The sequence below is a fragment of the Aeromonas media genome, assembly GCF_000819985.1.
GTDB classification, from domain to species: Bacteria; Pseudomonadota; Gammaproteobacteria; order Enterobacterales; family Aeromonadaceae; genus Aeromonas; species Aeromonas media.
On record NZ_CDBZ01000058.1, the window covers coordinates 1 to 11,800 of the forward strand.

Annotated in this window: 9 protein-coding genes; 5 read left to right on the forward strand and 4 right to left on the reverse strand. The window is 54.2% G+C overall.

What is annotated here, in order from left to right; translation table 11 throughout:
* Window positions 1-415: 415 nt before the first annotated feature.
* Both BN1127_RS04570 and BN1127_RS04575 read right to left on the reverse strand, forming a co-directional pair.
* Window positions 416-1,726 carry a type II toxin-antitoxin system HipA family toxin gene (locus BN1127_RS04570; RefSeq protein WP_042648678.1) on the reverse strand — a complete coding sequence of 437 codons (1,311 nt, stop codon included), beginning with the start codon at window positions 1,724-1,726 and terminating at the stop codon, window positions 416-418.
* Window positions 1,726-1,980, reverse strand: a complete 255-nt coding sequence (locus tag BN1127_RS04575; protein WP_005329233.1) for a helix-turn-helix domain-containing protein — start codon at window positions 1,978-1,980, stop codon at window positions 1,726-1,728. The genes BN1127_RS04570 and BN1127_RS04575 overlap by 1 nt, the downstream gene beginning before the upstream one ends.
* A 501-nt stretch (window positions 1,981-2,481) precedes the next feature.
* Between BN1127_RS04575 and BN1127_RS04580 the strand changes: the two genes are divergently transcribed.
* A complete protein-coding gene (locus tag BN1127_RS04580; RefSeq protein ID WP_010674978.1) occupies window positions 2,482-2,730 on the forward strand; it encodes a hypothetical protein in 249 nt (82 codons plus the stop codon).
* Between the two features lie 420 nt (window positions 2,731-3,150).
* On the opposite strand, the gene BN1127_RS04585 is transcribed toward BN1127_RS04580, so the two are convergent.
* Window positions 3,151-3,402, reverse strand: coding sequence for a type II toxin-antitoxin system Phd/YefM family antitoxin (locus BN1127_RS04585; protein ID WP_010674977.1), 252 nt, complete (start codon window positions 3,400-3,402; stop codon window positions 3,151-3,153).
* A gap of 78 nt (window positions 3,403-3,480) precedes the next feature.
* Window positions 3,481-4,788 carry a Fic family protein gene (locus tag BN1127_RS04590; protein ID WP_021140687.1) on the reverse strand — a complete coding sequence of 436 codons (1,308 nt, stop codon included), beginning with the start codon at window positions 4,786-4,788 and terminating at the stop codon, window positions 3,481-3,483.
* Window positions 4,789-5,042: 254 nt separating this feature from the next.
* On the opposite strand from BN1127_RS04590, the gene parS reads away from it, so the two are divergent.
* The 4 genes from parS to BN1127_RS04610 form a co-directional block, all read left to right on the forward strand.
* Complete coding sequence (gene parS, locus BN1127_RS04595) at window positions 5,043-5,495, forward strand: type II RES/Xre toxin-antitoxin system antitoxin (protein WP_021140686.1); 453 nt, start codon at window positions 5,043-5,045, stop codon at window positions 5,493-5,495.
* A 331-nt stretch (window positions 5,496-5,826) separates the two neighbouring features.
* A complete protein-coding gene (locus BN1127_RS20840; RefSeq protein WP_021140685.1) occupies window positions 5,827-6,405 on the forward strand; it encodes a hypothetical protein in 579 nt (192 codons plus the stop codon).
* A complete protein-coding gene (locus BN1127_RS04605; RefSeq protein ID WP_010674973.1) occupies window positions 6,398-8,776 on the forward strand; it encodes a site-specific integrase in 2,379 nt (792 codons plus the stop codon). The genes BN1127_RS20840 and BN1127_RS04605 overlap by 8 nt, the downstream gene beginning before the upstream one ends.
* A partial coding sequence (locus BN1127_RS04610) for a tyrosine-type recombinase/integrase (protein WP_042648679.1) occupies window positions 8,761-11,800 on the forward strand: 3,040 nt, incomplete at its 3' end. The genes BN1127_RS04605 and BN1127_RS04610, both read left to right, overlap by 16 nt.

The following is an 11,800-nucleotide window of genomic DNA, read 5'->3' on the forward strand; positions in this document are numbered from 1 at the left end:
GTCTGCCAAGGCGTGGCCAAGGTCATCTTGAGATAATCTGCCGAATGGACGATAAGTCACACTCTTCGTCAATAACTCAATGATTTAAAACACATTTTAAATGGCGCGCCCTGCAGGATTCGAACCTGCGACCCACGGCTTAGAAGGCCGTACCTGTTAATAGAGTTAAAATGTCATCAGAATACGTCAAACATCAAATAAATATAATACTTTAAAATCAATGTCTTATTGCCGTTAAGTCTGTCTAGGTTAGCTGAGGAAATTTTATGTTGCCAAAATTAGCACTTCAGGTTTCTGCATTTTTAGTTGTTTTTTTGATCTAAAATGGATCATTCACTCGCTCGTACGCAAAAAAAATGAGCCTCGATAGAGGCTCATTTGGGGCGATGCAAGAGGCATTTGTCACATTGGTCAATTATCGTTTTAAGCGTTGCGCTTTCGAACTGAGTCCACCCAAAATTGAATCTGCAATCTCAGTGGGAAATGTATCAGGCAATTGCTGACGAACGATTGATATTACCTCATCCAGATTATCCGTCAGTTCGCTGATGATTTTTTCCATCTGCACTTGTTCAAAACCAATCGCCTTGGCCGTTTGATAAAAATGGCGAGGAAATATCTGCTCTATCGCGTATTTTTTGCCCTTGGTTGCAGTAAGCCCCATGGCCAACTTGGCATCACGGGGATGTAATCCTTTACCACCAAATGCAGGATACATGGAAAGGATGTCGTAAAACGGTGTAAGCCGGAAACGCCCTTCAGGTTCGATAAACACCGAGAAATTCTTGGCATGGCCATCAGTGGCAGCCAGCAGCCAGAACAACACCTGAGACTTCATAAACAGGTACCGATCCTGCTCCGGCGTGGCCGATCCCAGCAGGGTCGTCATGATGTCAGCAATGCCCGGTCCACCATGGCTCTCGTACTTGCGTGCTGACGGTACATTCAACACCTGGCAGAAGTCCTCTTGGGGCAGGCGCATGATCCAACTGCGATCCGTGGCGTAGCGCCGATCGAAGCGTTCCACCGCCAGAGCCTTGACCTTGCCGACCTGCATGATGAAGCAATGGGGAACCGGAAGACCCAATGCTTTGGCGATCAGGGTGCAGAGATATTCGTTTTCTACGCTCTGGGAGAGGTCTATCGAGTAGGAGTGGCTTTCGATCTTGCCAATGGGCAGCTTGATAATGTGGGTGGTTGGGGTCGCTGCATGCGGTAAGCACCAACGGTTGTCGAGGTAGAGTAACGCGGTCTTTTCCTGAGCCCCGGCGATGGATATCCGAAAATCGTCCTCTTCCCTCACCATACCAAGCGGGATCCCTTGCTGGTAGCTGGTCATGATCTGCTCCAGTTCGGCGTCAGAGAGCGGCTTGCACTCAATGCGCTTAACGTCTGGCACAGGTCTGCCCTGAGCCACCAGTTGCAATGCCCCCACGCTGTCCTGGCCAATGCAACTGAGCAGATCAAAGGGTTGGGTGGAATCGGCTTGATAGCGCGCCACCACCCGGTTTCTTACTTCCGGGTTATCTGGCAGCAGATTATCGAAGAAGTTATAGGCCTGATCGCCCTGGTAGCGCTGCTGGCGTAATGGCATGGAGAGCGAGATGGGGCGGCTGCCTGGCAACTTCACCCACGATTCATCGTACTGAAATTGGTGAGCACCATTGGTCGCCTTGGTAAAGGTACCTACCCGGTATCCGTTCATGTAGACCGTCAGGCTGGCCATTACCACTCCTCCTTCCAGCCAGGCGTGGCGTTTTCCGCAGGATCGGTGCGGGGCCTGATATCGAGGGAGAGTTCCAGTGCGGCGAGGATCTTGAACAAGGTCTCCAGCTTGGTTGACTCGGGATTGAGCTCGAAGCTGGACACCGTGTCCTGCCTGATCCCCACCTTGCCGGCCACTTTGCCTTGGGAGAGCTTTTGCGAAAGCCTGGCATCCTTGAGACAGGCACTAAGTTGCTTGGCGCTGGTTACTTTCATGATTTGACTTACCTGGTAGCGTAATTTCTTTTAATTTACACGCTGTGGCAGGTATATCAATATTTACCTGCTTTAGGCGGTAAATGTTTTTCACACGCTAAAGGCGGTATTTAACCTTGATCCTCAGGTATGGGTGTCGCACTTTCGATTCAAGGGGCCATTAAAACAAGGTGTAACGAGTTTCAGCAGGAGTGCACTGGGGTTGGCGCAACAAAAGCCAAGGCAGCGATGGTGCGTCGGTTGATCGTCTCTGTCAGTGAGTCCATGATTGTTGCGATCGCTTCACGGGAGCTCACAAGTTCGCACCCGCGTTCGCTTCTTTAAATACCTTCTTGAATTGATGAGCACGAAATTTTGCCAATCTAGCCGAGGTTTCTCGGGAAAATTTGCAAATGCAGTGATGGTGTCATACCAAGCAGCCACCTCCATTGAAGATCTAAACTGGACAGGTCCCCAGTGTTATCGAAAACGGGGGGGCGCAACCAACAAGGTAACTCTGACATGTTGAAACCCATTCTGGTACAGCTCCGAGAGGCCTTGGCCGAGCTGCCCTACTTCACCCATATCGACAACCAGCATGACTACGAAAGTGCGCTGGCACTGATAGATGAGCTGGTGGATGACTACGATAACAACGTCCAGCTGTTAGACCTGCTGGCGGCCAGCATTGAGCGTTGGGAAGATAATGCTGAAGAGTTTGCCGAGTTTAACCGGCGGGTGGCGGCCATCCCTGCGTCATCATCGACATGAACCACTAGGCTAACGTCTTGCCGCCGGGCGCAGCCTACCGCATGAAGTCCGAGCACGACAACAAGCTGCTGATGGATCTTCGATCCAAAAATCGGATGGTTGCACACACTCCAGGGTGGTCAAAATTGGACGCTGAAAACCCCGGATGGATGAGTCAGACAGGAATGCCGCCTGACGGCCTTTGCTTTTCAGTGGTTCGTCTCCATCGGAAGCGCCCAAGTGAATTCCCCTTTATTACTACACCGGGGCCCAGATCAGCAGGCGCTGCCAGTTCGCTCACACAATGAGGGGAGGAGGGCCATGACGCGACTAATGCTGCGATGACAATAAGGGGCATCGTAGCGTTGATCTCCAGCCCGCGCTTGATCAACGTTGACTTGCAAGAGCTGAGGGTAGTGATGGCAAGGATGGGATTCTAAATCATAGGTCCTCCAGGTTCACGCTGACGAACTCCGACCGTTTGACTCGCTCATCGACAATACGGTTCAGCTCGGCATCTTCGGCCAGTTCCAGATAGTAGGCGTAGAGCTCAGGCGGCACACAATAGAATGCTGGCTCGTTACGATAGAGGATGGCGACGGCATCGCCTTTTCCCTCTTTGATGGTCCCCATTGGATTGCGTCTGAGCTCTGTGATATTGGCAGTGGTGGCTGCCAGGCTTTGGTAACTCATGATGATGTCCTCGGCATAGAGCACCGCACTATGGAATACCTTAATAGATACTCAACTCGACGATTGTCACAGTATCAATCAGCGCCCATGTTGCGCTTTCCACGCGATAAACTCCGAGGGCCGTAAACCATAGCGTGCCAGAACACCTTCATGCAGCCTTCGCAACTCTTCAACAATCAGTGCCTGTACGGCCGATCGCTCTTGCTGCGGGACGTTCTCTGACACCGCTTGTTCAATGGTGCTGAGTGGATCAAGTTGGATCGACGTGACGACCCCACGGACAGTCTGTTTGATAAGATCCCGCCATGCTAGGCGAAGTGGGTCAGGTTCGGCGAGATCCCGCTTGATGGCAAGATATTCTTGGGTTGAACGTTCATAAGCCCACACGTACAGGTCGCGTAGCAGTTCGATGCGGGCCATTTCGTACACACCGAGGGTGGCGCGGCTGTAGGCCTGTTCTGGTACATCGAGGAAGGTGAGCGGGCAGAGGTTGCCACGAAACAGGGGGAGATTCGCGGCTAGGCGGGAAGTGCGTTTATTGATGTCGGCAAAAGGTTGTAGGTAGGGCAAGTGCACCATCATGAAAAACGATTGTTCAAACGGATCGTGGATCTGATTGGCTTTGCTCAGCACCTCGTCCAGCACCTCTTCGATTTGTTGTGCCGTGGATAACGGGCGATAGATACTTTTACTGATGTCGACAGCATGTTGGCGAATGCGCCCCTCATCGGCAGGGTTGGGTAGCAAGTTTTCCGCCAGGGCGCTGTGCAAGTTCATCAGGGTGTAGCGGTTAAATTCGGCACTGTCGATGTTTTCGACCAGTAACTCGATCGCGGTTTTATGGTTCAGGATCATCTGCGTTTCGATGGCTCCCTTACCCCGCGCGGCCTTGCCGTGCTCGATAAGTTCACGGGTGTCTAGCCTGCTATAGGTATTACCTTCCAGGTGGCTCGATGCCCATGATAAGTCGATCAACAAACGGTTCAGGATCGCTCGACTGTATGTGCCGGCAGGCTCATCGATGTCTGTGGTCTTGCCCATGTTGTGCAACTGACGGCGCAGTGATTCGGACAGGTAACAGGTTTCGTTGGGATGATATGCCTGCAAGAAATCATGCTGATAGCCCACGGGCTTGCGGGCTGGGAGGGGCTGGTCGATATAGGCAAGGATATCCAGGCTGTCGGCAGAGAGTGGGATGAACGCGGGGAAACTGTCCACCTTGGCTATCCGGGGCTCGGTATGGCTCTCGGAGTCAGCATGATAGCGGCGAGCCCGTCCTTCGCCTTGGGCTGTGATGTGGCCGCTTTCAATCAGCTTGGCTATCAGGCGCTGTGCGGTGCGTCTGGCAATGCTCGGGTGGCGGCCCAGCAGTTCAGCCAGCGTCAATCCGCTTTCGGATCCCCTGATAGTCTCTAGTAGGTCTGTGGTCGCTGACATCGTGTTTGTTGGCGCGTTTTTCATATATATGGCGCCATTTTGGCGCAGTTAACTAAACTGCGCCAGTTTTAGTGGCAAGTTTGGCGCAGTTTTGCGGTGGCTTCATAGGTTAACGTTTGGGGTTTGAAAGAGTCCTGCATCGTTGATGGTATGGTTTAGATGGGCTAGTTTAAAGGCGCAATGATACAGGGAGCCGCCTCGCCATGTCCTACGCTGCTTATCGTTCTGTTCGCCAGATCCGCCAACCGAAGGGGCTGATGGCCTCGCTGGCCTTGCCCCAGGAGCTTGTGGGGGCGCATCATCTCATTGTGGCTGGAATGGCTCCCTCCATCGTCAATGAACTGGCTGCGTTGCTGGGCTGCGACGTCAAGATAGTCTGTCAGCTGGTTGGCATTGACCGCTCGACGGTGACACGCAAGCGCACTGCGGCGGCCCTGCTGTCCCGCGCTCAGAGTGCCCGTATCTATTCATTCGTTAGTGTGATGGAGGCTGCGGAGTCGCTGTTCGAGGGGGACAGGGGGAAGGCGCTTGAGTGGTTGAACAAACCTGCCCGGGCGCTGGGAGGAAACCCTCCTGCTACTTTCCTGACGACCGCTGTCGGAGCTCAGGCAGTTATCGATCTCATCGGTCAGATTGAGCATGGCGTCGTCGTTTGATGGCGACCTATCTCGCTGAAGGCGTTACCGCTCGACAGCGGTGTCCAGCATGTGCAGGAGAAAGCCAAGTATTGTTCAATTGACGTCACCCGAGTCAGTCACATTCCCCCTTGCATATCGGCTAAATGATCCCGCTCCCTCGACGATTACCCACTTGGTGAATTGCATCTCCATTCCTGACTTCATTCACAGTACCTGCCTGCGGTAGGCCTGCCATGCGCAGGTTCAGAGGTTCGGTGTGTGGCTGAATCGGTTTATCGCTAAGGAACTGTTTGAAAACAAAATACATTTTTATGTAATGTGTTAGTAACGGGTGATACACGGGGTTTACATGAGGACGAAGGAGTCAGGGAACTATCAGATCCATCCGGCGTTAGTCGCGTTTCGTGAGGCGTGGTTGGAGTTGGGCTTCAAGACTGGGCTGCCGATTGCCGATCAATTCCATACGCTCTGGGAGTCAGCCATTATTCTCTATCGTCCCTTGTCGTCAGGCGATGATGTGGGCAGTGCGCTTATGATCGTAGGGCCATTGTTGCCAGTATTGTCTTGGCCGTCGCCAATCAAACCGCCGCCTGGGCAACGATTGATCCCCTGCGGGCTGAATGATGGTGAGGTCGAGCAGCATCTGGCCGGGGAGTGGCTGAGGTTGATGACGCTGTTAGGGGAGCCCCGTCTCATCGAATGCAGCCGACGAATTTTCAATCGCGTTCTGACAGACGAGCAGCGTCTTAACTGGTTTCAGAAGAAGCGGTTGTCTCAAGACTATTGGGCCAAGGTGTGCGGGTTGTCCCGGGAACAGCTGGCGCATGCTCAGGAGGCGCTGAGCAAGTCCCGGCAAAAAGACAAAAAGAACGGGATGGTATCGGTGCCCGAACCTAACTTCTTCTTGCAGAGGTTAGCCGATGAGTGATGACCTTTCGCAGGAGCAGGCAGTGGAGGGTCTTGACGCTGAACCCGCCCGTTCCCTTACCCGACAGCTGGTGTTTCCGGAGGCGTTGGCCGAGTGGCACCGGCAAATCCTTGAATCGTTGCAAGCCTGCTGTCAGGGGATCCTGGGATTGGATCCAACACTGACCGCGTTGTTGGCCGCCGAGCTGCAGTGGATCGATTCTGTCTCATCCAAAGAGATGCTGCCCCCATCGCCACTCTCTGCCATGCAAATGCGTGAGCGGTTGAGTAAAGATCGGAGACTCAGCCAATTCTATCTCGTTGACGCCATCTTGGCGGAATTGCGTAGTGGCCATAGCCTCAACGGTGAGCTATTTGCTCAGCTCAAGTCCGTGACGATCCTGGCCGTCTTGGCGTTATCACATATCAATTTTTCTCAGGGTATTGCCGAGCGGGACCAAACGGTCGAAGAGGCGCTGCGCAACGTCAGGCTGATGGCGAACAATCAACGTGAGGTGATGATTAAGGCCCTGTCTGAGGTCGATTTTACGCAGCCGATACTGACGCTATTGCAAGCCATCAAGATCCAGAGAGAGCAATATGCCAATAACAAGCAGGTGAGCGTCAATACAGGGGCCTTGGAGGCCCTACTGAGCCGACTCTATAAGGCGCGAGCCAAAGAGATCAAAACGGGTACCCGGTCAACCGGCGAACGCCAGCGGTTCCAACTGGAGGCGCGTTATCAAGAGCAGCTCGACGAGCAGACCCAAATCCTGTTGCTACGGGAGGTTCTGCTGCAGCGCGGCAAAGTCAAACTGACCGAGTGGGAGGGTGAAGAGGAGCGAGGAACCCTCCCTGAGCAGCAGACGCTGCTGGTGTCCTCTCAGCCACAGGGGTTGATGGATATTCAGGCGAGGGTTTTGCAAAGCGCCTCGGTAGCGCTCTCCATGTCGATGCGTCATCTGCAGTTGCCGGCCAACCTTTGGATTGCCACAGCGTCACAGATCACACGCCTCGTCGATGCCTTGATGCCTCAGGCGGTCGATGAAACGGCGTTGCCGGCGCTGTCGATCCTGCTGCAACTGGTGATGGGCACGAGTAGCGAGGACTTGCACAAGCTGCCGGTCTGGCCGAGTACTGAGATTAAATTGCCTGCTCCTGGCTCTCGATTTGCCGATGACGACGGACCCTCAAAGAATGCCAGTGGTATTTGGCGGCTTCCTCATGGGGCGTATCTACAACGCTATGTAGAGGTTGCCCACAGCCGAGTGCATAGGAAATTGCACTCTTTTTTGCCAAAGAGCGACTTATTCTTGCAGCTACCTTTGCCAAAATGGGCCACTCATTTATTGGTTGGACACGGTTGGAGGACATTGAGTAGTAGCGCGCAGGTGGATTGTTTAGCGCGAGCAAATGAGCGAGCTGGCACGGCCTTGACCATGCGACAGCTGCAAAACTACCAGCGTGCTTGGTTGCAAAGAGAGGGGATTGATAGCGCCATTGCCGGTATCCTGCGTGGCAAGGCGGCTCAGCAATGTTCCCCTATGGCCTACAGTCATGTGCCACGTAAAGACGTGTTGCAGATCTGGCGCCGTTATTTGGCCTCCATGGGGATGACCGCGGTGGTGCTGGCACCGGAATTAGAACAAGGAGCTGTCGGATCACGCCTCTATCCTAGCGTTGGCGAGCTTGCTCGACTCCTAGGAAATTATCAGCAGTACCTCTGTGCACGACTCAGTGGGTCACGGCAGCAGCGTCCAACGCTGACGCAATATCATAACCTCCTCGTGCGCCACAGTTTGTTGATCCTCCATCTTTCTACTGCCGCCAGGCCCGTGACGGAGATGTACGGCAGGCGTGGCGATTACTGCCTCATCAGTCGCTTTATCCGGCTGACAGACAAAGAGGGACGATCTGTGAGCTCGGCCAGGTTGGTGCCATTGTCAGCGTTGGCAGTGCAGCAACTGCAAGCCTGGGAGCGCTATTTGACATATTTGGCATGTCAGCGTGAGCCGCTGCTGGCGCCGTTAGTGTCGGCGGCGGAGCAAGCATTGAGTGGAGCTGGAGCGCTCCTGTTCTGGGCGGTCGAGGCCAAAGATGGCAGCCTGGAAGGCACAGAAATCGTCACCCCAAATTCGATGATGAGGCAGTTCGAAAATCTGTTGCCCCTGGCGCCAAACTGGCATCGCCATTCGGTGCGCAGCCACCTGCTGGAGCAAGGCGTGGCCACCGAGTTTATCGATGCGCTGCTTGGTCATGAGGAGATGGGGACAGAGTTCACAAACCAGTACAGTAGTGCGGCGTTGAGCGATCTATTTACCCTGACGGACGTGCTGGACAAATGGCATCAAACCCTCGGGTTGAAGGTGATGGGCGAATGGACAATCCACTGATCGATTGGCGTGAACAGCTTCGAAAGGAAGATGAGCGTGCAGCGAACGTTCTTCGGTCTGGTCGGGCTATGCGTCGGGATCGTCTCAAACGTGCTCAGGTGCAAATAGAGCGTCGAGCACTGGATGCGCTGTTGCAACATTTGCCCGGCCTATTCAAGGAGCCAGCCGATGTCCGAGGGTTTGAGTATCTGTGGCCATTGGCGATGAGCACGTTGACGGGCAAGTATAGGCAACAGTCTGAATTCAAGGCTGGGCTGCGAGCCATCCTGCTTTGCCTGCAGCAGGGCAATACCAGCGGGTATTGGCAGTTGCCGTTGCCGACAATCCCCCTGACGGTGCTTCGGCGCCCGCTACCTTACACTGAAAAGTGGTTTGACAAAGCGCAGCGCTGTAGTCAAGCGCTGCTGAACTGGCATAGACAGATCGAGGCCCGCGACACTAGCCTGATCGAAGCTGAAGATTTACTGGCCGACATTCTTCATAGCGCGGTGTTTTACTGCGGTGTACACCAGACGGCGATTTTGCACGCACTGATGCTGGCCATCGCTGAGCGGCGAAGATTATGCACGAATGGCTCAGTTGTTTGGTTGCCTTTGACGTTAGAGAGCAAGGCGTTGGCCACCAATGCGCACGATAGAGCAGGGAAGGGGGTTACCGAGCTCCAGATTTTCCTAAGCCTGCCGACTCTGGGGTTGGTACAGCGCTGGTATCGTCGGCGCGGCAAAACGTTTGAGCTTGCCGTTGAGCTCGACACATTCAGCTTATGGGCCCAGAGACATCTGACTGCACCCCTGCGCGGGATCAAAGAGTTTTGCCAAGGGGCGAGTCTGGTAACCGGTGGGCAAGCCGGGGTCCGCTGGCCACAGATCCTGACTCATGTGGCATCTGGGGCGTTACACAGTGTACCGCTGCCTCATGAAAACTGGCTTTCACTGCATCATCCGACGGTTGCGGATGGTCACCAAGTGGTGTGTTTGGCGCAGGAGGCGAGTACCGGATTAGTCGATAACCTGACGGCAGGCAGTTCCAAGCGTTGGCGCTACCATGGCGAAGACCACCCTTATTCATCCTTACTGGCTCGGTTGCGAACGGTGTTGGCGGAAAAGGAGAGCGCGACTCGCAAGCAGACGAAGGCAAGCTGCCTCGCAGGACTGAACCGGTTGCGCAATGAGCAGACCCTCAGCAAGTCAGAGCAGATCCTGGTTGGGTGGCTACATCAATGCATCGCAAAGAACAAAAACAAGCCTTCGACGCTGCGCAGTTACCTTAGTCGCGGTGGTCAGCAATGGCTTGTTCGGTGCTTTGATCATGATCTCGGCTTATGGGATGGCGATCGTTTTCTGAGCTGTTATCGAGCATTGCTGGAAGAGTATGGGGGGACTTCAAATCTGGTCGTCGACCCGGCGCTCTCTGGTGCGGTTGAACGGACGGACCTGGAAAGATCCTCCTCCGCAGAGCCGGAAAGTTCCTCTTCCGAGGCGCCCGTTAGCCAAAAGAATGCTGTCAGCTACATGGCTGCACGCTTGACCAGCCTGCACAGCTATGCGGTGGCGAGTTACCACTTGGCCCCATTGCCGGAGGAGCTGGTCCCGCGCGAGCGCCAGAGGCCCCATGTGCGTGCCACCTATCTCAGTGAACCTCTCTTTCGACAGTTGCTGCGTGGAATGGAGCGGATGACGCACACCTCATCGAGTTACCGAGAGTGTCTGAGCGCGTTATACATCGTGGCTTATCGTGCTGGACTGCGCTTGAGCGAGATCCAAAAGCTCAGGTTAAAAGATATCGAACGCAGTCCAGAGTGCTGGCTATATATCCGCGATACCCGGCTTGATGATGGCAAGAGTGACAGTGCCACCCGCAAGATCCCCCTGGGGGTCTTGCTGACCCCGGAAGAGCGTACTCGATTGGATGCGTACTTGTCTGGGTTATGGCCGCGAAAGGCGAAAAACGCGAACGCGCTGGCGTTTCCCTCACAGAGCGGTTGGTTGATACCGATGTCGGATGAAGAGATCAGGGGGCCGTTAACCAGTATCCTTCGGCAGGTTGGTGGGAAATACTATACATTCCATCATCTGCGGCATACGGCATTGAGCCGCCTACAACTGCTGCTACATCACGAAGCTCTGGCACTGCACAGTTTGCCAGGGTGGGCACATTTCCTGCCTTGGTCGGCCGCACAGTGTACCTCTATCTACCAGACCATCACACACTCATCCACTCAGGGGGATTATTGGGCGCTGGCCCAGTTTGCTGGCCATCAGAGCCCGGAGACGACGTTGCACTCATATTTGCATTTTACCCACTGGGTCAATGCAGCGTGTCTGTTGCAGGCTAAGTACGACTGGTCTTTGTCACTGCGACACCACTTCACCGGGCTGTCTCGTGCAAAGCTCACACAGAACGACTGGTTGGAGGGGCCCTTGACATGGCAGCGCTGCCGGGAGGCCCTGCTCCAGTCGCTTTCGCCTTATCTTCAACAGGTCTCCTGGGTCCTGATGGAGTGTGCACCTTACCCTCCCTTGGTTAAACACAAGCTGGATTTTGATGCCGCTCTGGAGCTGATCGCACGGTTCGCACGACATGAAGATATCACCGATCAACTCAATCGTTATCAACTCACACCCGCTATGGTCGATGAGTTAGTTGAAAAAATTCATTTACTTAAAGCATTTAAGACTCAGCGGGGAGCACAGCGATTGCTCTACTCAACGTCACATCATCTGAATTTGCTTCCTGGAGCCTTGCGCAGTCATAAGGAGCAAATCGAACTCCGTAAAGTGGTTAAACTGGCTCGCCAGGTCTATCGCGAGCAACGAGCGGCTTTCATCGAATGGATTGGCTATCTGCTAGTCCGAAGCAATACTCGCAACACTGGGATCCCCTTCACGGATCCACAGATGTTGCAAGCCTTCCTGAGTGTGACGGTATTACTGCTGCCAGCGACACGGATTGCGATCGAGGTACGATGTGGCGCCAAACGGAGTGAAAAAGCCCCATGGCGGGACAATGCTGATCAGTTAAGGA

What these genes read in the sequence shown, in the direction of transcription:
- BN1127_RS04605 (WP_010674973.1), top strand. Translation starts at nt 6,398, where the DNA reads ATGAGTGATGACCTTTCGCAGGAGCAGGCAGTGGAGGGTCTTGACGCT.
- BN1127_RS04580 (WP_010674978.1), top strand. Translation starts at nt 2,482, where the DNA reads ATGTTGAAACCCATTCTGGTACAGCTCCGAGAGGCCTTGGCCGAGCTG.
- BN1127_RS04570 (WP_042648678.1), bottom strand. Translation starts at nt 1,726, where the DNA reads ATGGCCAGCCTGACGGTCTACATGAACGGATACCGGGTAGGTACCTTT.
- BN1127_RS04575 (WP_005329233.1), bottom strand. Translation starts at nt 1,980, where the DNA reads ATGAAAGTAACCAGCGCCAAGCAACTTAGTGCCTGTCTCAAGGATGCC.
- BN1127_RS20840 (WP_021140685.1), top strand. Translation starts at nt 5,827, where the DNA reads ATGAGGACGAAGGAGTCAGGGAACTATCAGATCCATCCGGCGTTAGTC.
- parS (WP_021140686.1), top strand. Translation starts at nt 5,043, where the DNA reads ATGTCCTACGCTGCTTATCGTTCTGTTCGCCAGATCCGCCAACCGAAG.
- BN1127_RS04585 (WP_010674977.1), bottom strand. Translation starts at nt 3,402, where the DNA reads ATGAGTTACCAAAGCCTGGCAGCCACCACTGCCAATATCACAGAGCTC.